Here is a 20,442-nt window from a genome sequence, read left to right on the forward strand (position 1 = left end):
TTTAAAAGCTCTCCTCCATTGCGGCATTTATTTCCCAGGCGCATAATTAGCAGGCTCATATTTTCTCTTAATTTGACCTGCCGCGCAGGCCAGTGGAACCCTATGTCCTCTGCTGATACCCCCATTAACTGGAAACAAAATCTGACCGTGACCTGGCTCGGCTGCTTTTTAACTGGCGCCGCCTTCAGTCTGGTCATGCCCTTTCTGCCACTCTATGTCGAACAGCTCGGGGTCACCGGGCATAGCGCGCTGAACATGTGGTCCGGGCTGGTCTTTAGTATCACCTTCCTCTTCTCCGCCATTGCCTCACCGTTCTGGGGCGGTCTTGCTGACCGCAAAGGACGAAAAATTATGCTGCTGCGTTCCGCCCTCGGAATGTCCGTAGTCATGATGCTGATGGGGATGGCACAGAATATCTGGCAGTTTTTGCTATTGCGTGCGCTGCTCGGCCTGCTGGGCGGCTTTATTCCTAACGCCAACGCCCTGATTGCGACGCAGATCCCGCGCCATAAAAGCGGCTGGGCGCTGGGTACGTTGTCAACCGGCGCGGTGAGCGGCGCCCTGCTCGGCCCACTGGCGGGCGGCTTTCTGGCCGACCACTGGGGCTTGCGTACCGTCTTCTTTATGACCGCGGCGGTGCTGTTCATTTGTTTTCTGTTTACCCTGTTTTTAATCCGCGAAAATTTTGTGCCGATCGCCAAAAAAGAGATGCTCAGTGCCAGAGAGGTTTTCTCCTCGCTACAGAATCCCAAACTGGTGCTCAGCCTGTTTGTGACCTCGCTGATAATTCAGGTAGCCACCGGCTCGATTGCGCCGATTCTGACGCTTTACGTGCGCGACCTGGCCGGCAACGTCAGTAACATCGCCTTTATTAGCGGGATGATCGCCTCGGTGCCGGGAATAGCCGCGCTGATGAGCGCCCCTCGTCTGGGCAGGCTCGGGGATCGTATCGGACCGGAAAAGATCCTCATCGTCGCGCTGATTATCTCGGTGCTGCTGCTGATCCCGATGTCGTTTGTTCAGACTCCACTGCAGCTGGGTATCCTGCGTTTCCTGCTCGGCGCCGCAGACGGGGCACTGCTGCCGGCGGTGCAAACCCTGCTGGTGTATAACTCCACCAGCCAGATCTCCGGGCGTATCTTTAGCTATAACCAGTCGTTCCGCGATATTGGCAACGTTACCGGCCCCCTGATAGGCGCCTCGGTGTCCGCCAACTACGGCTTCCGCGCGGTATTCCTGGTCACCGCTGGCGTGGTGTTGTTTAACGCCATTTACTCGACCCTCAGCTTGCGCCGACCTGCAGCGGAAGCGTCGCAGCCTGACCGCCATTCAGTAAATTAATGTCCAGAGGGGCCCTGCCCCTTGACGCCATGGCTACCGCCTTCTATAGATTGAATCGTGTTCAATTCATATTCTTCTCAGGAGATTCGCTATGCCAAAGGATTCGATGTTCTATGCCACGCTCGAAGAAGCTATTGATGCAGCACGCGAAGAATTTCTCGCCAATAATCCTGACAGCGATGAAGAGAGCGCTAACGTTGAGCAGCTCAATATTCAAAAGTATGTGCTGCAGGATGGTGATATCGCATGGCAGGCCGAATTTTTTGCTGACGAAGACGAACAAGGTGAATGTTTACCGATGCTCAGCGGCGAAGCTGCGCAGAGCGTCTTCGACGGGGATTATGATGAGATAGAGCTACGCCAGGAGTGGCTGGAAGAAAATACGCTTCATGAGTGGGATGAAGGCGAATTCCAGCTCGAACCCTCGCTGGATACCGAAGAGGGACAGACGGCAGCAGACGAGTGGGACGAGCGTTAATCAGTTATAGGGCCCGTGGCTGGCGTCCAGCGGCAACAGCAGCGTATCGAACACCAGCGAGAACGGCAGGTCCAGAACGGTGAGATAGCGCCATGCCGAGTCGCGAACGTCCCACTGCACGCCCGGGTAATATTGATTGCCATGCCCCTGCCCGGGCACCGTCCGGCTGATAATGCTGCCGCAGCCGCTCAGCAGCAGCACCATGGCAATGATCGGTAGTATTCGCATCCACAACCTCGTGTTTCAGATAAAAAAATACCGGCATCGCTGCCGGTATTTTCCTTTACGTACGGCTTATTTCGTTTTCAGCGCCAGCGGGTTAAGCGCTAACTGCTGATAGGCGTTGACCCACGATGAATATTTCTCCGGCGTGGCCCAGACGCGATAGTGCAGACGCGACATGGTCACCGGGTCGCTCAACAGCACCAGTCGACGATCGCGGTTCAGCTTATCCGGCGTTTCATTCAGCGCCTGCTCAACGTGGCGCTCGCGAGCGATCTCAAGGATATGACCATGACGATGGCGCGCGGTGGCCATCGCCGTGGCGAGGGCGTTAAACGACGGATTGAATACCGCGTGCATAAAGCCATCGTCCAGTGAACGCTGACGGTTCAGCGTCAGGTACGCGTCGGTATCCTTGAGCACCTGCGGCGGCGAATACTCTTCCGGGATCAGGAACAGCTTCCAGCGCTTGCTGCGCAGGCCCACGGTCGCCCGGCTGGAGATCGCCGACACGAACGGCGACAGGATCAGCGAGACGACGATCGGCGCCAGCCAGAACAGGAAGCGCAGATCCAGCCATGCCATTCCGACTGCCCATACCAGCCCCAGCAGCAGCTGCGAGCCGTGACGCATAAAGGCTTCTCCCCACGGTGTGGAGTCATCATCACGCTGCGGCGAATTCCACACCACTTCCCAGCCGAGGAAGGCGCTGACCACGAAGACGGTGTGAAACAGCATGCGAACCGGCGCCAGCAGGACCGAGAACAGGACCTCCAGCAGCAGAGAGAGCGTGACGCGGATAAACCCGCCGTACTCTTTCGGCCCTTTACACCACACCAGAATAATACTCAGCAGCTTCGGCAGGAACAGCAGCACCATGGTCGAAGCGAACAGCGCGATGGCCAGCTCCGGACGCCACTGCGGCCACACCGGGAACAGCTGACGCGGCTGCAGGAAGTACTGCGGCTCGGTCAGGGCATGCACCACCTGCAGCGCCGTCGACAGGGCAAGGAACATAAACCACAGCGGCGCCGACAGGTACGACATCACGCCGGTGAGGAACACTGCCCGGTGAACCGGGTGCATCCCTCTGACGAGGAACAGGCGGAAGTTCATCAGGTTGCCCTGACACCAGCGACGGTCGCGTTTCAGCTCGTCCAGCAGGTTCGGCGGCAGCTCCTCATAGGAGCCCGGCAGATCGTAGGCAATCCACACCCCCCAGCCGGCACGGCGCATTAGCGCGGCTTCGACGAAGTCGTGCGACAGGATCGACCCGGCAAAGTTACCCTCGCCCGGCAGCGGCGCCAGCGCGCAGTGCTCAATGAACGGCTTCACGCGGATAATGGCATTGTGTCCCCAGTAGTGGGACTCCCCCAGCTGCCAGAAGTGCAGACCCGCCGTAAACAGCGGACCGTACACCCGGGTGGCAAACTGCTGGCAACGCGCATACAGCGTGTCCATGCCCGAGGCGCGCGGGGATGACTGGATGATCCCGGCGTTCGGGTTCGCTTCCATCAGGCGCACCAGGCTGCTCAGACACTCGCCGGTCATCACGGAGTCTGCGTCCAGCACCACCATATAGCTATACTGGCTGCCCCAGCGGCGGCAGAAATCATCGATGTTGCCGCTCTTACGCTTCACGCGACGACGACGACGACGGTAGAAAATCTGCCCTTCGCCCTGCACTTCAGCAATCAGCTCCATCCACGCCTTTTGCTCAGCAACACAGATATCGGGGTTATAGCTGTCGCTGAGAATATAGACGTCGAAATGAGCAGCGTTACCGGTCGCTTTCACCGACTCCCACGTCGCCCGCAGCCCGGCGAAAACGCGATCAACGTCTTCGTTACAGATCGGCATAATAAGCGCCGTACGGTGCGCCGGGTTCAACGGTTCGTCACCGACCGTCGAGGCGGAAATACTGTACTTGTCGCGGCCAATCAATAGTTGCAGAAAGCCCATTAACGCGGTCCAGAAGCCGGCGGAAACCCAGCAGAACAGTACCGCGAAGAGGATCAGGATGCCGCTCTGCAACACATACGGCAGCAGCTGCATGAAAGAGATCCACAGGTTCTGCCCCACCATGTCGGCCGGGTTGATCAACGCCCAGCCCTGATAAGGCAGAATGGTTTTCATATACCAGGTGGCCACCACGGTCTGCGACAGCGTCAACAACAGCAGGATGTAGCGACGAATGCTCCCGACGGTACGCCATTTTTGCTCGCTCTCACGCTCTTCTTGCGTCAGGCGGGAGAGATAGCGTGGCGTGACATCGCGTCCGCGCAGACGGTCCCAGAAGCGGCCGACCGGGTTAGTACGCCACGGGTCCGGGATCATCGAGGAGCGCCTGGCTTTCGGCATAGCATGCAGTTGGGTACGACCTTCGTCATCTTTCACCAGCTGATCGCCAGAAAGAGAATCCGGCCAGCTGTGCGCCAGTCGCGCCTTCACTGACCCTAACGGGGCGTCGTCTTCGCGGGCGAAATGCCGATGTTCGTCATCCAGGGCCTGGTGAACGGCCTGCAGACTGGTGTCCGGCAGCGCCGATTTCTCGGCGTCCGACAGCGGCAATGCGTCAATGTACTTCGTTATCTTATTCATTGGCAGGCAGCTGATAGCTCCAGGTTTCGCTCAACGTGTCATCACCGTTAACCAGTGCGGCACGCATTTCCGTCGTTTTCTTCGGATCTTTGACCTTCAAACGCAGGATCATCCGCCAGCCTTTGGTCACTGGATTGTAACGCACGGTATTTTCAACGATTTCCGCGTTATCGCCGGTGCTCGCCTGAGCAGCGACCGGGGTATCCGCTGGCAGTTTCTTCATATCGGCGCCGGTGAAGTCGACAATGAAGGCAACCGTGCCGTCCGGCTGGCGGATCAGGTTCGACTGCTTCACGTCGCCGGTAGAGCGGCGGGTCTGCATAACGTAGGCGTTATCTGGCGCATGCAGCTTGTCTTCATCGCGGCTGAAGGTGATGGTGTATTTGAAATTCATCTCCTTGCCCGGCTCCGGCAGCTGATCCGGCGTCCAGTAAGTCACGATATTATCGTTCGTTTCATCGTTGGTCGGGATTTCAACCAGCTCGATTTTCCCTTTGCCCCAGTCCCCTTTCGGGGTGATCCAGGCGCTTGGACGCAGGTCATAACGATCGTCGAGATCCTCGAAGCGCGAGAACTGACGGCCGCGCTGCAGCAGGCCGAACCCTTGCGGGTTTTCCATCGCATAGCTGCTGACAGCCAGGTGTTTCGGATTGTTCAGCGGACGCCAGATCCACTCGCCGTTACCGGCCAGGATCGACAGACCATTGGAGTCGTGCAGCGCCGGACGATAGTTGAGCGTCGGAGAAGGCTGGTTGGAACCGAACAGGAACATGCTGGTCAGCGGCGCCACACCCAGTTTGCCGACTTTGTCACGCAGGTAAACTTTGGACTGCACGTCCACGACGGTGTCGCGTCCCGGCATGATGACAAAGCGATAGGCGCCGGTTGCCCGTGGGGAATCCAGCAGCGCATAGATAGTCAGACGCTTGTCAGTGGCTTTTGGACGTTCGATCCAGAACTCACGAAAACGCGGGAACTCTTCGCCGGACGGCAGCGCGGTATCGATAGCCAGGCCACGCGCGGACAGACCGTAAACCTGACCCTGACCCAGCACGCGGAAGTAGCTGGCACCGAGCATGCTGACGATTTCATCGTTCTTATCTTTGCTGTTGATCGGATACAGTACTTTGAAGCCAGCGAAACCGAGGTCTTTCACTGTGTCTTTATCGTGCTGGACGTTACCAAAGTTAAAATAGTCCGGACTATATTTAATTTTGCGCACGCTGGTCGCCGTCACTTCATTGATGGTGACCGGCGTGTCGAAGTACATCCCCTGATGGTAAAATTCAAGCTTGAATGGGGTTTTCTGGTTATTCCAGTAAGCTTTATCGTGATTAAATTGAATTTGCTGGTAGTCCGCGTATTTCATGTCGCGGAAAGCGGAGGGCAGGTTACTCTTCGGCGCTTCATAGCCTTTCCCGGCTAACGTTTTGGCCTCTTTTGCAACGTCATCAATGCTAAACGCCCATGCAGATGAAGTACACAGGGACAACATTACGGCTGCGCTTAACCAACGCATTTTCATCATCTGTGGTTTATGTTTCATATAAGTAAGCACTTCCCCCTTTGTGTGCTTAAATCGATCCGATCTATTTTAATGGAAACTCAGGCAATCCGACAACATAATCCCTGCTTTGTTCAGCCTGGCGGCACAGGGAATAAACAGTTCGCTGTCCCGTTTGCACTTTGAGTGCTTATCCTGGAGACAGTTACCCCGAGTTCATGTAGGGTTGCTGATAATGTAAGCGTTATCACCTTGAGTGATAAGACGAATTATCTGAGATTGTCGTGAATCGTATGAATAATACTCCGGTACAGCGTGAATATTTCTTCGACAGCATCCGCGCCTGGTTGATGCTGCTGGGGATCCCTTTCCACATTTCGCTGATTTATTCCAGCCACAGCTGGCATGTCAACAGCGCCGAACCCTCGTGGTGGTTGACGCTGTTTAATGACTTCATCCATGCCTTTCGCATGCAGGTCTTCTTCGTCATCTCCGGCTATTTCTCCTACATGCTATTTCTGCGCTACCCGCTGAAAAAATGGTGGAAAGTGCGCGTCGAACGAGTCGGTATTCCGATGCTGACCGCCATCCCGCTGCTGACGCTGCCACAGTTTATTATGCTGCAGTACGTCAACGGCAAGGCGGAAAACTGGCATACCCTTTCCATATACGACAAATTTAACACCCTGGCCTGGGAGCTCATTTCCCACCTGTGGTTTTTACTGGTTCTGGTGGTACTGACCTCGCTGGGGGTGGTGCTGTTTAAATGGCTGACACGCCGCCCGGCTGGCCACGGCCTCGCCTTCAGTGACACTGTCACTATGGGCCAGTTGACGATGATTTTCCTTGCGCTGGGGGTCTTTTACGCGCTGATCCGTCGGTCCTTGTTCCTGATCTACCCGCCCCTGCTGAGCAATGGTCTGTTTAATTTCGTTGTGATGCAGACGCTGTTCTATCTGCCCTTCTTTGTGCTGGGCGCACAGACTTTCATTAACCCGCGCTTAAAGACCATGTTCACCACTCCGTCGCCGTGGTGCTGCGCCGCAGCGCTGCTCGGGTTTATCGCCTATAGACTGAATCAGCAGTACGGGTCCGGCGACAGCTGGATGTACGAAACCGAATCGGTGATCACTATGGTGTTGGGGCTGTGGATGGTCAATGTGGTCTTTTCGCTCGGCCATCGACTGCTGAACTTCCAGTCGGCGCGCGTAACCTATTTCGTCAATGCTTCGCTGTTTATTTACCTGGTGCACCACCCGCTGACGCTGCTCTACGGGGCGTGGATCACCCCGGCCATCAAGTCCAATACCTTAGGCTTTATTGTCGGGCTGGTTTTTGTGGTGGGTATCGCGCTGATCCTGTATGAAATTCACCTGCGCATTCCGCTGCTGCGTTTCCTGTTCTCCGGTAAACCGATGAACAAACCGGCCAAAACCCCGGCTTCGGCCAGCTAATTTGCCGCGGGTGCGGCACGCCAGGCGTGTCGCATTACCCTTGCTCGTCAAAGAGCCGGTCGAAAATCATATTATACAGGGCTTCTAAATCCGCCTTATCGACCGGGGTGGAGGCGTTCAGCTCACAGCGGTAGGCTGCCCCCTCCGTCAGAACAGCGATGAGCTCTGATGCGGCATTGCGCCGCGCATCGCTGAGCCCGGGATGGTAGCGCTGCGACAGACGCCCTCCCTCCTCTTTCAACCGTAGATCGGCCTGCACCATGATCTCACGCAAGCGTGGATTACGCGAGGATTCGGCGTTGATTTCCATCAGCAGATAATTATCGCTTTTGGTGGCTGCCGACGTCGGGATCCTGCCGGCCAGCACCGCCGCTTTGCGCGCCAGATTGTGGTTCTCATCGATCATCTCCCCGACCCTGGCGTTGACGATTTCGCTGACAATCGCTTCGATGATCGCCTCTTTGCTGGCAAAAATACGATACAGCTGACCGACGCTCAGGCCCGCCTCGCGGGCAATATCGGCGACGGAGGCGCCGTGCAGCCCCTTTTCAGCAAAACACCTTTGCGCAGCGGCGACGATCTCCGCGCGGCGCGCCTGCTGCTTCTGCTGTACTTTTCCTTCTGACACCCTGCTCCCTCCTGCTACCCATCATTCCCGTCAATACTGGCGGTTATCATAGCCTATTCTGTTGAATCAGGGGTATGACGCCAGCAGGCGACGATAGACAGCCGCCGTTTCCTCGTCAAAACAGACGAACAGGACGCGCTCAAGCGGGTTATAGCGAGTGAGAAACGCGGTGACGGTACGTACGGCGATCTCCGCCGCTTCCTCTTTTGGATAGCCATACACGCCGGTGCTGATCGCCGGAAACGCAATGGAGCGATAGTTGTTTGCCGAGGCCAGCTGCAGACTGTTTTTGTAAGCATCGGCCAGGGTTTGCGCTTCCATGCGGTCGCCGCCGTGCCAGACCGGGCCCACGGTGTGGATCACCGCGCTGGCGGGAAGATCGCCCGCAATAGTGATCACCGCGTGACCGGGGGGACATTCGCCCTGCTGCTGCAACACCTGTTTGCAAGCCGCCAGCAGCGCCGGACCGGCCGCCCGGTGGATCGCGCCATCCACCCCGCCACCGCCCAGCAGCGAGGGGTTTGCCGCATTAACAATCACATCGACATCAAGCGTCGTAATATCGCCGAGAATTACCTCAGGTTGAACAGCCATTTCTCCTCCTGTCGGCATAGCGCGTGGATACGGCTTTCTGCCGATACTAGGGCATTCCCGCCCCCGGGAGCAAGATTATCCCTCAGCCCTGGCGACGGGAAGCTAAAAAAAACAGGACCCTAAGGGTCCTGTTGAGCTTGTTGTTTCGCCGGTCAGGCGTTGTCATTAGCGAACGATTTATGTTTGCCCGCGCGGGCCGCCAGCCACAGGCCACTATTCTTCATGGCATAGCCAAAAACCAGACCCAACGCCAGGGAAGGCACCACCAGGCGCCAGTCGCCGTCTGCCGCGAAGGTGGCGCAGGCGCCGATAAAGGTGCCCGGTACAAACGACAGCAATGTCTGTCGCGCCTGAATGCACATCAGGAAGGCGACGATACCGGTCATCATATAGCTGAGGATCTGCAGCTGCGGGGCCAGTGCGCTACCGTGGATAATCACTAATGCCCAGACCACGCCGCTCATTACTGTGCATGAGGAGATAGCCAGACCTTTCAGACCGCCCTGCGGGCAGGCGAAATAGGCCGTACAGCCGAGGAAACCGGCCCAGCTCAGCAGGCCGAGAGCGACCGCCACCCATCCCCAAATCCCGGAGAGAATGCCCGTCGTTAATGCGATTGCGAAGAGTATGTTCATGGCGCGTATCCTAGCAGATACGCGCCGGAAGAATGAGATCTAAAACACAGTATATGAATGAACCTAATTTCAGTTGCATTCAAATAGTGATTTACATCACATATTATTGCTCATCTTCTTCCTGAAGCTCGTCCCACATCGCGGCGATGGCGTCGCGGGTCAAAGGTGCCATGGTGCGCCAGAACGGCGTGTGGGCATGGGCTTCGACTTTGCCCAGCATCGTCCCGCACCATGGCAGGATATAGTCGGCAAACAGGAGCTCCAGCGTCTCGCTCTGGTCTTCTGTGGCATGATCTTCCAGCCAGGAGGCGGCCAGCAGCAGCGATCCGAGATGATCCGCCGGACCTTCCCCTGTCGGGATGCCGTGTTCGCTCATAAAAGCCCGAACGTCTGCTTCCGAGGAACCCTCCACCCACGCACTACGGTACGGCGGCACGCTGCAGGCTTCACCGACGAACAGCGCATTATAGTCCGTCGCCAGGGACTGCATCTCACAACTTTTCTGCAGACGCGCCAGCAGTTCATCCTGCTCAAGCGGCCAGCTGCCAGCCAGTTTGCCCTCACGGATCAGGGTAAACAGCGGCACCAGCAGCGGGTCCTGCGGTTGACGGTAATACAGCGAACCCAGCACGCGGCAGAGGATTGAAAACTCGTTCATTCAGTTATTCCAGTTATACAAATTAAAGGTCAGCAAATTCCGGGATCGCCGGCATGCCCCGCGACTCGAGGAAGTTGAGCAGGCGACGCGGAGAAACGTTGAGGATCCTCTCCTCCGGGAAATCGACCGCATCAAGGATCTTGCGGCATTCGGTAAATTCCCCGAGGGTAAAGGCAGTGTGAGAGTCCGAGCCCAGCGCCACCCATCCCCCGGCATCACGCACCGCCGCAGCGATAGCTCGGCAGTTATCATCACTGCCCACGCGCGATGAAATAAAAGAGGAGTTATTAATCTCCAGCGCCACCTGATAGCGGGCCGCCGCTTCGGCAATAGCCGGGATATCCACCGGGAATTTCGGATTACCCGGATGGCTAATCATATGCACCTTACCGCTGGCCATCGCGGCGATCATCGCCTGCGTATGGGTGTCACGATCCTGCGGAGGGAACACCGGCTCATGGAATCCGGCGATGATCAGATCAAGCGAGGTTAACATCGGCCCGGAGCAGTCGATCTCACCTTCGATATTTTTAATATTCGACTCAATACCGCGCAGGATCCCCACCCCGTCTACCAGGCGAGGCCAGATGCGCATATTAACGAAGTGCCAGTAGTGCGGGGCATCCGCCATATCCGGGCCATGGTCGGTGATGGCGAAGAGTTTGATCCCTTTACGCTTTGCTTCCGCAATATAATCGTGCAGGGTGCTGTAGGCGTGGGTGCTGGCGACGGTATGCATGTGCAGGTCAACGGGATACATCACATTCTCCTCTTCTGTTTGCCGCAAGAATAGCAGGAAACCGGGCTATTGATTAGCAAAAACCCCGCCGTAGCGGGGTTCTCTCGTCTTAATAACCGCGCTGGCGGTCAACCTGACCGCTTACCGGTTCCCCTCGCTCAAGCCGGTTAATGGTCCCCGCAATGTAGGTGATAGCTTCCATTGGACGGGTCACTGCCGCCACATGGGGGGTCATGGCCACCCGCGGATGCGCCCATAGCGGGCTCTCCTGCGGCAGCGGTTCGCGACTGAAGACATCGAGCATCGCCCCTTTGAGCTTACCGCTGTTCAGCGCCGCCAGCAGATCCTCTTCAACGACATGCACGCCGCGAGCAAGGTTAAGGACATAGCTCTCATCCGGCAGCTGCGCCAGCAGCGTTTGGTTAATAATACCGGCGGTTTCAGCGGTATTCGGCAGCAGGTTGATCAGCACGCGTGTGCCCTGCAGGAATTCGCCCAGCTCGGCCTGACCGGCGAAGCTCTGCACCTGTGGCCAGGATTTGCGGCTACGGCTCCAGACGCGAAGCGGGAACCCCCAGGGTTGCAAGCTTTCCGCGACCTTCGCCCCCAGCACGCCGGCGCCCATAATACCGACAGTAAATTCGTCGGCGCGATACTCGGGCAGCGGCTGCCAGCGGGAAGCCAGCTTCAGCGCCTGATAGTCATCAAAGCGGCGGAACCAGTGCAACACCTGGCTCACGGCATACTCCTGCATCTGCCGTCCCATACCGGTATCTTCGAGGCGAAACAGCGGAATCGACAGCGGCAGCATAGCCGGATGGTCGCGCAGCTTACTCAGGATTGAGTCCACGCCCGCCCCGAGGGCAAACACGGCCTTCAGCGCCCGGTCCTGCAGCATCTCTACCGGCGGATGCCAGACCAGGGCATAGTCAGCCGGCTGGTTGTCACCCGCTTTCCACTCGCGCACCCGCGCACCGGGTAACTGTTTTTCCAGCTCACGGATCCAGAATGGGGTATCAAAGGTCTGATGGTAAAAAATAATCTCCATAGGGGCTCCTGATAGCAGACGCCTTTGGCCGATTGACGCTGGCGTCTTATTTTACTCATTGTTTTCTATTGGTTTGCCAGCATAACAAAATTCTCCCGAGCGAAAAGGGAAAAGGCACTGGCGACAAAAAAAACGGATTTCGCGCGTTTAAGGAGCAAGTTGCTCGAAGTTTGTCTAAACGCGCTTTTTTTGCAAAAAGTTGATTGACGGGCGATACGTATTTCCCTACATTAGCGCCCGTTCCCGACAACAACGGGAAAGACAATATGGTGAGGTGTCCGAGTGGCTGAAGGAGCACGCCTGGAAAGTGTGTATACGGCAACGTATCGGGGGTTCGAATCCCCCCCTCACCGCCATATTTTAAGAAGAGCTCGTACGCAAGTACGGGCTTTTTTCTTTTATATTCTCCGCCGGGGGGATGAGAATCCCCGACCGGGGTTCGACAACTGGCAACGCCAGTTGGACAGACCGCGAGCCTGCGAGCGGGCTGCCCCGCAGGGGCGAGCGAAGCGAGTCAATCCCCCCCTCACCGCCATATTTTAAGAAGAGCTCGTACGCAAGTACGGGCTTTTTTCTTTTATATTCTCCGCTGGGGGGGGATGAGAATCCCCGATCGGGGTTCGACAACTGGCAACGCCAGTTGGACAGACCGCGAGCCTGCGAGCGGGCTGCCCCGCAGGGGCGAGCGAAGCGAGTCAATCCCCCCTCACTGCCATATTCGAGATGAGAACCTGTACGTAAGTACGGGCTCTTTTCTTTTATATTCTCCGCTGGGGGGGATGAGAATCCCCGACCGGGGTTCGACAACTGGCTTTGACATTACGCAGTATTGTCAAAGCCAGCCTTTGGTTCGCACGATTAACAGCGCAGCGAAGATGTTCGCCAACACTATCCCCTCTTCCGCTTTGAGCCACCCGGCATAACGAAAATCATCTAGCTCCGGATGGTGTACGTTATGCATTAACGAAAGTGCTTTGTTACTTGCGTATCGACCGTAACTCAATGTAAAAATGAATGAACGTTCATTCATTTTAGCGCATGACAATACAGAAGGTACCAATGACTAGCAAAACACTGCGACTTATATTTCCTCAATGGCAAGGCGGTAACAATCCTCCCTACTATCTTGGCTCACAGCTCCTCTCGTTTCTCTCTCCTGAAGCAAAAGGGCCCGTTGAGACTGTTCCTGTTGAGTTGCCAACAACAGAGCCATTGCCAGGGATTAATGGCATCACGGCTAAGCCATCCCTCATCAGGCAGCTCAGTAATGCTGCCACACTGATTGAAAAACATGATCCCAATAGCATTGTCATTTTAGGCGGAGACTGCCTGGTTTCGCTGGCGCCTTTCGCCCACCTGCTCGATAAGTACGGAGACAAACTCGGTGTGCTCTGGATTGACTCGCATCCTGACGTACAGACTGCTGAACAATATCCAAACGCGCATGCCCATGTACTTGGTGCGCTAATGGGTACGGGTGATAACGATTTAGTTGCCCATGTAAGAACCAAACTTAACCCGTCAAAAATAATGATTGCCGGTATCCACGATCTACTTCCTTATGAAGCTGAATACCTCACTCGCCATAACATTACGACGCTAACACCTGAACAGGTTAAAAGCGGCGAAGATGAAGTCCTGGAGTGGATATCGAAAGAAAAGATTGCGTATCTGGCGATCCATATCGATCTGGACGTTCTCGACCCGTCTCTGTTCCGCTCCGTTCTTTTTGCAAAACCGGGGCGCGGAAAACACGATTTTGGCGACGTTGCTGAAGGCAAACTGACGATTGAGGATGTACTCAATCTGATTGCGGCAACGACGACAAAAGCAGTCCCCGTTGGCCTGACAATTGCTGAACATTTGCCCTGGGACATGCTGAATCTCAAGCACATGCTCAGTGAATTACCCCTGCTAAAGTAAGACGAAATCCAGGAGCCAGACGACAGAGTTTAGCTCTGGCTCCTTGCATAAAAGCGCGTTAAAGTCTGGGCACCGAATTAACCAAGATGCCGATATGTTAAAAAAAACCGAAACCTACCATAAGTTGATTACGGCTGCAGCTGCCTGCTTTGCGGAAAAAGGCTTTAGTGCGACAAGCGTACGTGAAATCGCTACCCGGGCAGGAATCAGTCAAGGAGCAATGTATACGTATTTCAAAAGTAAGGATGAACTTGTTAAGGCTATTGTACTGGAAGAACAGAACTCCGCGTTGACTGCCCATAATGCGACCTATGCAGGCTCTTATTTTGATCGCCTTTGTGCACAAGTCACGTCCTGTATTAGTGAGATCGGTTACCCTATCACGCATCAACTTTGGGTTGAAATCATGGCTGAGTCTGCGCGCAATCCAGAACTGCGAAAAACGTATATCTCCAGCGATGACATCATGCGGAAAAGCTTCGCGCGGCTCATCCAGGAGGGTATCGCTGCCGGAGAATTTCGTCGCGATATTAATCTTGAAGAAGTCACGATCATTATTTTTGCCCTTATTGACGGTTTAATCGCTCGTCAGGCAATAAACACGACCTTCTCATTCAGGGATGATCTGCCAATGTTTTTTGACGTTATGGCAAAATTGCTTAAATAATACCAGACGGTCATAGTAAAACGATGTATCGAAAAAACCAGAGGTTGCTTAAAACAGCCAACGCTCTCAAGCGGCAAACGACTCACACAGTGAGCAATCTTTCACGCCCCTACGCGATTGCGAAGAGTGCGTGAAAAAGTACGGACGCTTTTCACATATGAGTTCCGACAAAAAACCTCTGCCTACCCATCAATCCTCCTCCATCCGCTGATACTCTTCGCTGAGGTAGTCCACCAGCGCCCTGACGGAGGGCAGCAGCCCGCGCCGTGAGGCAAATACCGCATGGATCACTTCCCGCCGCGGCTGCCACTCATCCAGTACCACCTCTAATTCTCCTGACGCCAGCTGATCGCGCACCATTAATAAAGGAAGCTGCACCACGCCGACGCCCGCCATCGCCGCCTCGCGCAGCGCCAGCATATCGGTGGTCACCATTCGCGGCGTGAAATACACTTCCGCTCTCGCTCCCTCAGGCCCGGTGAGCTGCCATTTATGCTGATGCTTGTTCGCCCCCAGGCTGAGCCCCGGCCAGGCACTCAGTTCAGAGGGCGCCTGCGGGCGCCCGAGTCGGGAAATCAGCTCCGGACTGGCCACCAGCCGGTGCCCGCGGTCCGCCAGCACGCGCATCACCAGATCGCTGTCCTCGATGGGCCGGGGACGGACGCGGATCGCCACATCAATCCCCTCCCCGACCACATCCACCCGGCGGTTGGTCGCTTCAAGATGCAGCGTTACCCCGGGATAGCGCGCCATAAATCGCGCCAGCATCGGTCCAATATGGACATGCAGCAAGGTGACCGGACAGGTGATCCTGACGCTACCGCGCGGCTCGGCGCGCAGCGTCTCGACCGCCTGCTGCGCCGCCTCGGCCTCTATCAGCATCGCTTTGCAATGCTGATAAAAGGTCTGCCCGACCTCGGTGACCGCGAACTGACGGGTGGTTCGCTGAATCAAACGCACGCCCAGCCGCTCCTCGAGTTGCGCAATGCGGCGGCTGAGCTTGGATTTCGGCTGGTCAAGCGCTCGCCCCGCCGCGGCGAAACCGCCATGGTCTACCACCTGGACAAACCAGGCGAAGTCATTGAGATCCTGCATCCTTCCTACATTGTTCCATTTTTGGAACAGTATAGGTCATTTATGCTCACTACCGCACACGTCGTCCCGGATATAAGCTTATTCATATCAGATACCGATACACAGGAGAAAGCCATGAAACAGATTACAGGAGTCTACACCGCGCCTGCGCAGCATTGGGTAGGTGACGGCTTCCCGGTTCGTTCGATGTTTTCTTATCAGACGCACGGCCAGCAGCTGAGCCCCTTCTTACTGCTCGACTATGCCGGGCCGTACACCTTTCCGGCAGGCAGCGATAAACGCGGCGTCGGTGAGCATCCGCATCGTGGATTCGAAACCGTCACCATCGTCTACGCCGGTGAAGTAGAGCATCGTGACTCCACCGGACGCGGCGGAGTGATTGGCCCGGGCGACGTGCAGTGGATGACGGCGGGCGCCGGGATCCTGCACGAAGAGTTCCACTCGGAAGCCTTCACCCGCAGCGGCGGCGAGCTGAAGATGATCCAGCTGTGGGTCAACCTGCCCGCCAAAGACAAAATGACGGCCCCCGGCTATCAGAGCATTACCGCCGGGACGATCCCCAGCGTCGCGCTGGCGAATGGCGCCGGACAAGTTCGGGTTATTGCCGGCCAGTATGACGACGTCAGCGGCCCGGCCCATACCTTCTCACCGCTTAATGTATGGGATCTGCAGCTGAATCAGGGGCACGACCTCACGCTGCGCCAGCCGGAAGGCTGGAGTACCGCGCTGGTGGTGCTGGAAGGGGAAGTGATCATCAACGGTTCCGAGTCCGCCCGCGAAGGTCAGTTGGCCGTCCTGAGCCAGACAGGAGACGCCCTGCATCTGGAGGCGACCGCCCAGGCAAAAGTTCTGCTGATGGCTGGTGAACCGTTGCAGGAGCCGATTGTGGGTTATGGCCCCTTTGTCATGAATAACAAAACGCAGATCGCAGAAGCCGTTCGCGATTTTAACAGCGGCCGCTTTGGCCAAATCTAACTGATTGAGGTGAATACTATGTCTACTCCCGCTAACTTTAACGGCGCTCGTCCGGTGATTGATGTTAACGATACCGCAATGCTGTTGATTGACCACCAGAGCGGCCTGTTCCAGACCGTCGGCGATATGCCAATGCCAGAGCTGCGCGCTCGTGCCGCCGCGCTGGCCAAGATGGCGTCGCTTGCCGGGATCCCGGTGATCACGACCGCCTCCGTGCCGCAGGGGCCGAACGGTCCGCTGATCCCGGAGATTCATGAAAATGCGCCGCATGCGAAATACATCGCCCGTAAAGGCGAGATTAACGCCTGGGATAACCCGGAATTCGTCGCCGCGGTGAAAGCGACAGGTCGTAAGACGCTGATTATCGCCGGAACCATTACCAGCGTTTGCATGGCCTTCCCGGCTATCGCCGCTGTCGCCGACGGTTATAAAGTGTTTGCCGTGATTGACGCTTCCGGCACCTACAGCAAAATGGCGCAGGAAATCACCCTGGCTCGCGTGGTACAGGCTGGCGTAGTGCCGATGGATACCGCTGCCGTCGCCTCTGAGCTGCAGCGCACCTGGAATCGCCCGGACGCCGCAGAATGGGCGGAGGTGTACACCAAAGTCTTCCCGGCCTACCAGCTGCTGATCGAAAGCTACAGCAAAGCGCAGGACGTGGTGAAGAATAACGAACAGCTGGATTCTCAGCGCTAAAAACCCCGCCCCGCTGTACCGCAGCGGGGTGTTGTTCATTGCGTGAGCGAACGGTAGAGAAAGAAGAAAATATGCTTGACCGTTTTAACGCAACTCCCTATAGTAGCGCCCCGTTGCCCACCCAAGGTGAGCAGCAAGACAATATGGTGAGGTGTCCGAGTGGCTGAAGGAGCACGCCTGGAAAGTGTGTATACGGCAACGTATCGGGGGTTCGAATCCCCCCCTCACCGCCATATTCGAGATGAGAGCCTGTACGCAAGTACGGGCTCTTTTCGCATGTGGCACCGCAGACATCCCCGGGGTCGGCAGCAATGCCTCTCCCGGGCTACCAGATCGTACCCGCCAGGTAGTCCGGCCACGCGCAGTACCGCCGGGAAGCGAGTCAATCCCCCCCTCACCGCCATATTCAAGATGAGAGCCTGTACGCAAGTACGGGCTTTTTTTTCGCATGTGGCACCGCAGACATCCCCGGGGTCGGCAGCAATGCCTCTCCCGGGCTACCAGATCGTACCCGCCAGGTAGCCCGTCCAGGCGCAGCGCCGCCAGGAGGATGCCCAAAAACAACAAAGCCCGGGCTAGCCCGGGCCTTGCTCACAGTATGACGATTAATAATAGGCTTTCAGCGTCCGCTGGCAGAGGGCCGAGCGCACGCAGTCATCGGTGGTGAAACGCACGATGCCGATCATCTCGTCTTCCTCAAAACGCGCCAGCGCATCGCTCAGGCCAGATCTCACACCAGAGGGCAAGTCGCACTGGGTGATATCGCCATTGACGATGACCGTCACGTTCTCCCCGAGGCGGGTCAAAAACATCTTCATTTGCGCTGCGGTCACGTTCTGGGCCTCGTCCAGAATCACCACCGCATTTTCAAAGGTACGTCCGCGCATATAGGCGAACGGCGCGATTTCCACCTTGCCGATTTCCGGACGCAGGCAGTACTGCATAAAGGAAGCCCCCAACCTTTTCACCAGCACGTCGTAAACCGGTCGGAAATAGGGCGCGAACTTCTCGGCGATATCTCCCGGTAAGAAGCCGAGATCTTCGTCGGCCTGCAGAACGGGACGGGTAACAATAATTCTGTCCACATCCTTATGGATCAGAGCTTCAGCTGCCTTCGCCGCACTGATCCAGGTCTTGCCGCATCCGGCTTCACCGGTGGCGAAAATCAGCTGTTTATTGTCGATGGCATTCAAATAATGCGCCTGAGCTTCATTGCGCGCCTCAATTGGGGAAGTATCACGGCTGTCCCGCGCCATGCCAATTGCTTCTACGCCACTCATTTGCACAAGCGATGTGACCGATTCTTCTTCACGTTGTTTATGGCTACGTGAATCCCGTCTCAGCACACGTTTTGCTTCACGACGAGCTTTGATCACTGCTTTTTGTCTTCCCATGGATAGCACCTTGCGTTGTAGGTTTACATCACACGCGTCAACATCGACGCGACTATGCGCACGAACGATTGAGGTTTGGCTTCCTTGTAAGCCATTGCTTGCCGGTAGAACTGACAACGAGTCGCGGCTACGCGCACCGCGTACCCTGCCAAGGTTGTAATAATTTGAAGCGGAAGGAGAAAGGGTAAGAAAATCGCTGCCGGAAGCGGGGCTTCCGTGCTGAAGAGTACGGTCTGTGGTTTTACGTTGTCCGGTACGGGACCTTACCATTCGCGATCTCCATAGTGAAACGTCACACTGCCGGGAACTACCGCGTATGTAATAAGTACATCAAAAAAGATTCTTAATGCAACTTATTTTTCACAATGACGCAACAAATAGTTCTTAAGCAAGTGTAGGAAACTATCGGTCATTTGTATTACAGAAATATAACACATGGCAGGAAATATAATAAAAAAGAGAAAAACAGCAGAAAACGCCCTGCCCTCACGGACAGGGTCGGTATCAGGCCTGCAGCAGCGACTGTGCCAGATAGTGCTTATCATCCACCACGCCGGGTAAAACAAAGAAGTAGCCCCCGCCGATGGGTTTGACGTACTCCTCCAGCGCCTCGCCGTTAAGCCGTTTCTGCACCGTCAGAAAACCCTTTTCCAGATCGTGCTGATAGCAAACGAACAACAGTCCCATATCCAGTTGCCCGGCGTTAGTGACGCCCAGCGAATAGCTGTAGCCACGGCGCATCATCAGGCTGGACTGGGTTTCCGGCGTGCGAGGATTGGCCAGACGAATATGACTATCCAGCGCGATCGTCTCCCCGCCAGGATCGTTGCTGTAATCCGGGGTATCGTGTTCGTTTTTCATCCCCAGCGGCGCACCGCTGTGCTTGTCGCGGCCAAAGATCGTCTGCTGCTCTTTCAGCGGCGTCCGGTCCCAAAACTCGACGTGAAACTGGATGATGCGCGCCGCCTGATAGCTGCCGCCCACGGTCCAGGCCGGCTCGTCCTGATCGGCTGTCACCCACACGACTTTATCCATCAGCGCGCTGTCATGGCTCGGCGGGTTAGCAGTACCATCTTTAAAACCCAACAGATTGATGGGAGTCTCTTTGCCTTTACTGCGCGCCGCGCTGTCGGAGATAAACCCTTCCCGCTTCCAGCGCACGCTCAGCAGATCCGGCGTATGTTTGATGACATCGCGCAGGGCGTGGATCACCGTATCCTGAGTATTGGCGCAGATCTGCAGCAGCAGGTCGCCATGACACAGGGCGGCATCCAGCGAATCGTTGGGGAAGCGGGTCATCGGCTGCAGTTTTTTCGGCGCTTTATCCGCCAGGCCAAAACGCTCATCAAACAGCGAATGGCCAACCGAGACGGTCATGGTCAGGTTATCCGGTGCAATCCACGCCCCTAAGATGCCGGAATCCATCGGCGGCAGCCGCGGATTAGGCGTGTCCGGCGCCGGGCCGCCCTGGGTTAAAAAGGCGATACGCTGGGTCAGCAGTCGAAACAGGCGCTCGAGGTCGGCTTTATCGGCCGCCAGCACATCGAACGCCACCAGCATCATCGAGGCCTGCTGCGGCGTGAGAATGCCCGCCTGATGCGGGCCGTAGAAGGGCTGCTTTTCCTGACGGGCGTCGGGTGCCAGTGTCCCGGGGGAACTTTCCGCTTTTGCCGCATGCGCCACCGGGCAGCCGCCGGTGATGGCCAGCGCGCCGCCAAGCGCGCCGATCCCTTTCAGTAAGCGACGACGTGACGGCTCGTTCACGTCGTGGGGTTTCTGTTGTGCCATCG

The 20,442-nt window shown here is 56.5% G+C and carries 20 protein-coding genes, 2 tRNA genes and 1 other RNA gene; 10 read left to right on the forward strand and 13 right to left on the reverse strand.

Features of this window, described 5'->3' with window-relative positions; genetic code table 11:
* Positions 1 to 102: 102 nt before the first annotated feature.
* Positions 103 to 1,341, forward strand: coding sequence for a multidrug efflux MFS transporter MdtG (gene mdtG, locus CWM57_RS12085; RefSeq protein WP_008805966.1), 1,239 nt, complete (start codon positions 103 to 105; stop codon positions 1,339 to 1,341).
* A gap of 91 nt (positions 1,342 to 1,432) precedes the next feature.
* On the forward strand, positions 1,433 to 1,819 hold the full coding sequence (locus CWM57_RS12090; RefSeq protein WP_012542251.1) for a MysB family protein: 387 nt from the start codon (positions 1,433 to 1,435) through the stop codon (positions 1,817 to 1,819).
* Here the strand turns inward: CWM57_RS12090 and CWM57_RS12095 are convergent, their stop codons facing one another.
* The 3 genes from CWM57_RS12095 to mdoG form a co-directional block, all read right to left on the reverse strand.
* On the reverse strand, positions 1,820 to 2,047 hold the full coding sequence (locus tag CWM57_RS12095) for a YceK/YidQ family lipoprotein (RefSeq protein WP_074386347.1): 228 nt from the start codon (positions 2,045 to 2,047) through the stop codon (positions 1,820 to 1,822).
* 66 nt (positions 2,048 to 2,113) lie between these two features.
* On the reverse strand, positions 2,114 to 4,642 hold the full coding sequence (gene mdoH / locus CWM57_RS12100) for a glucans biosynthesis glucosyltransferase MdoH (RefSeq protein WP_100675978.1): 2,529 nt from the start codon (positions 4,640 to 4,642) through the stop codon (positions 2,114 to 2,116).
* On the reverse strand, positions 4,635 to 6,188 hold the full coding sequence (mdoG, locus tag CWM57_RS12105) for a glucans biosynthesis protein MdoG (protein ID WP_012968580.1): 1,554 nt from the start codon (positions 6,186 to 6,188) through the stop codon (positions 4,635 to 4,637). The genes mdoH and mdoG overlap by 8 nt, the downstream gene beginning before the upstream one ends.
* Before the next feature lie 251 nt (positions 6,189 to 6,439).
* On the opposite strand from mdoG, the gene mdoC reads away from it, so the two are divergent.
* A complete protein-coding gene (gene mdoC, locus CWM57_RS12115) occupies positions 6,440 to 7,600 on the forward strand; it encodes a glucans biosynthesis protein MdoC (protein ID WP_100676030.1) in 1,161 nt (386 codons plus the stop codon).
* 34 nt (positions 7,601 to 7,634) lie between these two features.
* Here mdoC and CWM57_RS12120 read toward each other — a convergent pair whose 3' ends face one another.
* From CWM57_RS12120 to ghrA, 6 genes are all read right to left on the reverse strand, one after another.
* Entirely contained in the window at positions 7,635 to 8,228 is a 594-nt protein-coding gene (locus CWM57_RS12120) for a TetR/AcrR family transcriptional regulator (protein WP_074386349.1), read from the reverse strand.
* A 66-nt stretch (positions 8,229 to 8,294) separates the two neighbouring features.
* The gene (ymdB, locus tag CWM57_RS12125; RefSeq protein ID WP_061155098.1) at positions 8,295 to 8,822 is read right to left on the reverse strand and encodes an O-acetyl-ADP-ribose deacetylase; all 528 of its coding nucleotides are present in this window, start codon (positions 8,820 to 8,822) and stop codon (positions 8,295 to 8,297) included.
* A 152-nt stretch (positions 8,823 to 8,974) separates the two neighbouring features.
* Positions 8,975 to 9,457, reverse strand: a complete 483-nt coding sequence (locus tag CWM57_RS12130; RefSeq protein WP_008805958.1) for a DUF1097 domain-containing protein — start codon at positions 9,455 to 9,457, stop codon at positions 8,975 to 8,977.
* Positions 9,458 to 9,560: 103 nt separating this feature from the next.
* Positions 9,561 to 10,115, reverse strand: coding sequence for a molecular chaperone (locus CWM57_RS12135; protein ID WP_074386351.1), 555 nt, complete (start codon positions 10,113 to 10,115; stop codon positions 9,561 to 9,563).
* A gap of 22 nt (positions 10,116 to 10,137) precedes the next feature.
* Entirely contained in the window at positions 10,138 to 10,875 is a 738-nt protein-coding gene (locus CWM57_RS12140; RefSeq protein WP_061155101.1) for a phosphatase, read from the reverse strand.
* A gap of 88 nt (positions 10,876 to 10,963) precedes the next feature.
* Positions 10,964 to 11,902, reverse strand: a complete 939-nt coding sequence (gene ghrA, locus CWM57_RS12145) for a glyoxylate/hydroxypyruvate reductase GhrA (protein WP_100675979.1) — start codon at positions 11,900 to 11,902, stop codon at positions 10,964 to 10,966.
* A 268-nt stretch (positions 11,903 to 12,170) separates the two neighbouring features.
* Between ghrA and CWM57_RS12150 the strand changes: the two genes are divergently transcribed.
* Positions 12,171 to 12,258: transfer RNA gene (locus CWM57_RS12150), tRNA-Ser, on the forward strand.
* A gap of 222 nt (positions 12,259 to 12,480) precedes the next feature.
* A non-coding RNA gene (locus CWM57_RS12155) (RtT sRNA) lies at positions 12,481 to 12,617 on the forward strand.
* A 117-nt stretch (positions 12,618 to 12,734) separates the two neighbouring features.
* Here the strand turns inward: CWM57_RS12155 and CWM57_RS28320 are convergent.
* Positions 12,735 to 12,863, reverse strand: coding sequence for a hypothetical protein (locus CWM57_RS28320; protein WP_264755234.1), 129 nt, complete (start codon positions 12,861 to 12,863; stop codon positions 12,735 to 12,737).
* 98 nt (positions 12,864 to 12,961) lie between these two features.
* On the opposite strand from CWM57_RS28320, the gene CWM57_RS12160 reads away from it, so the two are divergent.
* Both CWM57_RS12160 and CWM57_RS12165 read left to right on the forward strand, forming a co-directional pair.
* Positions 12,962 to 13,825, forward strand: a complete 864-nt coding sequence (locus CWM57_RS12160; RefSeq protein WP_100675981.1) for an arginase family protein — start codon at positions 12,962 to 12,964, stop codon at positions 13,823 to 13,825.
* A gap of 94 nt (positions 13,826 to 13,919) precedes the next feature.
* Positions 13,920 to 14,492 carry a TetR/AcrR family transcriptional regulator gene (locus CWM57_RS12165; RefSeq protein ID WP_074386608.1) on the forward strand — a complete coding sequence of 191 codons (573 nt, stop codon included), beginning with the start codon at positions 13,920 to 13,922 and terminating at the stop codon, positions 14,490 to 14,492.
* A 189-nt stretch (positions 14,493 to 14,681) separates the two neighbouring features.
* On the opposite strand, the gene CWM57_RS12170 is transcribed toward CWM57_RS12165, so the two are convergent.
* On the reverse strand, positions 14,682 to 15,587 hold the full coding sequence (locus tag CWM57_RS12170) for a LysR family transcriptional regulator (RefSeq protein ID WP_048265383.1): 906 nt from the start codon (positions 15,585 to 15,587) through the stop codon (positions 14,682 to 14,684).
* A gap of 114 nt (positions 15,588 to 15,701) precedes the next feature.
* On the opposite strand from CWM57_RS12170, the gene CWM57_RS12175 reads away from it, so the two are divergent.
* The 3 genes from CWM57_RS12175 (at position 15,702) to CWM57_RS12185 (ending at position 17,491) form a co-directional block, all read left to right on the forward strand.
* Positions 15,702 to 16,562: a pirin family protein gene (locus CWM57_RS12175; protein ID WP_061155105.1), complete on the forward strand. Its 861-nt coding sequence runs from the start codon at positions 15,702 to 15,704 to the stop codon at positions 16,560 to 16,562.
* 18 nt (positions 16,563 to 16,580) lie between these two features.
* Positions 16,581 to 17,258, forward strand: coding sequence for an isochorismatase family protein (locus CWM57_RS12180; RefSeq protein ID WP_002898927.1), 678 nt, complete (start codon positions 16,581 to 16,583; stop codon positions 17,256 to 17,258).
* Positions 17,259 to 17,403: 145 nt separating this feature from the next.
* Positions 17,404 to 17,491: transfer RNA gene (locus CWM57_RS12185), tRNA-Ser, on the forward strand.
* A gap of 372 nt (positions 17,492 to 17,863) precedes the next feature.
* On the opposite strand, the gene phoH is transcribed toward CWM57_RS12185, so the two are convergent.
* Both phoH and efeB read right to left on the reverse strand, forming a co-directional pair.
* Positions 17,864 to 18,652: a phosphate starvation-inducible protein PhoH gene (phoH, locus tag CWM57_RS12195; protein ID WP_002898923.1), complete on the reverse strand. Its 789-nt coding sequence runs from the start codon at positions 18,650 to 18,652 to the stop codon at positions 17,864 to 17,866.
* Between the two features lie 504 nt (positions 18,653 to 19,156).
* Entirely contained in the window at positions 19,157 to 20,440 is a 1,284-nt protein-coding gene (gene efeB, locus CWM57_RS12200) for an iron uptake transporter deferrochelatase/peroxidase subunit (RefSeq protein ID WP_074386354.1), read from the reverse strand.
* Between the last annotated feature and the right edge of the window lie 2 nt (positions 20,441 to 20,442).

The organism is Klebsiella sp. G-Nf4 (genome assembly GCF_002810615.1).
Lineage (GTDB): Bacteria > Pseudomonadota > Gammaproteobacteria > Enterobacterales > Enterobacteriaceae > Klebsiella > Klebsiella variicola.

Bases quoted from the DNA above. Each gene is read 5' to 3' on its own strand.
- mdtG (WP_008805966.1), top strand. From the start codon at position 103: ATGTCCTCTGCTGATACCCCCATTAACTGGAAACAAAATCTGACCGTG.
- CWM57_RS12090 (WP_012542251.1), top strand. From the start codon at position 1,433: ATGCCAAAGGATTCGATGTTCTATGCCACGCTCGAAGAAGCTATTGAT.
- CWM57_RS12095 (WP_074386347.1), bottom strand. From the start codon at position 2,047: ATGCGAATACTACCGATCATTGCCATGGTGCTGCTGCTGAGCGGCTGC.
- mdoH (WP_100675978.1), bottom strand. From the start codon at position 4,642: ATGAATAAGATAACGAAGTACATTGACGCATTGCCGCTGTCGGACGCC.
- mdoG (WP_012968580.1), bottom strand. From the start codon at position 6,188: ATGAAACATAAACCACAGATGATGAAAATGCGTTGGTTAAGCGCAGCC.
- mdoC (WP_100676030.1), top strand. From the start codon at position 6,440: ATGAATAATACTCCGGTACAGCGTGAATATTTCTTCGACAGCATCCGC.
- ymdB (WP_061155098.1), bottom strand. From the start codon at position 8,822: ATGGCTGTTCAACCTGAGGTAATTCTCGGCGATATTACGACGCTTGAT.
- CWM57_RS12130 (WP_008805958.1), bottom strand. From the start codon at position 9,457: ATGAACATACTCTTCGCAATCGCATTAACGACGGGCATTCTCTCCGGG.
- CWM57_RS12135 (WP_074386351.1), bottom strand. From the start codon at position 10,115: ATGAACGAGTTTTCAATCCTCTGCCGCGTGCTGGGTTCGCTGTATTAC.
- CWM57_RS12140 (WP_061155101.1), bottom strand. From the start codon at position 10,875: ATGTATCCCGTTGACCTGCACATGCATACCGTCGCCAGCACCCACGCC.
- ghrA (WP_100675979.1), bottom strand. From the start codon at position 11,902: ATGGAGATTATTTTTTACCATCAGACCTTTGATACCCCATTCTGGATC.
- CWM57_RS28320 (WP_264755234.1), bottom strand. From the start codon at position 12,863: ATGCATAACGTACACCATCCGGAGCTAGATGATTTTCGTTATGCCGGG.
- CWM57_RS12160 (WP_100675981.1), top strand. From the start codon at position 12,962: ATGACTAGCAAAACACTGCGACTTATATTTCCTCAATGGCAAGGCGGT.
- CWM57_RS12165 (WP_074386608.1), top strand. From the start codon at position 13,920: ATGTTAAAAAAAACCGAAACCTACCATAAGTTGATTACGGCTGCAGCT.
- CWM57_RS12170 (WP_048265383.1), bottom strand. From the start codon at position 15,587: ATGCAGGATCTCAATGACTTCGCCTGGTTTGTCCAGGTGGTAGACCAT.
- CWM57_RS12175 (WP_061155105.1), top strand. From the start codon at position 15,702: ATGAAACAGATTACAGGAGTCTACACCGCGCCTGCGCAGCATTGGGTA.
- CWM57_RS12180 (WP_002898927.1), top strand. From the start codon at position 16,581: ATGTCTACTCCCGCTAACTTTAACGGCGCTCGTCCGGTGATTGATGTT.
- phoH (WP_002898923.1), bottom strand. From the start codon at position 18,652: ATGGGAAGACAAAAAGCAGTGATCAAAGCTCGTCGTGAAGCAAAACGT.
- efeB (WP_074386354.1), bottom strand. From the start codon at position 20,440: ATGGCACAACAGAAACCCCACGACGTGAACGAGCCGTCACGTCGTCGC.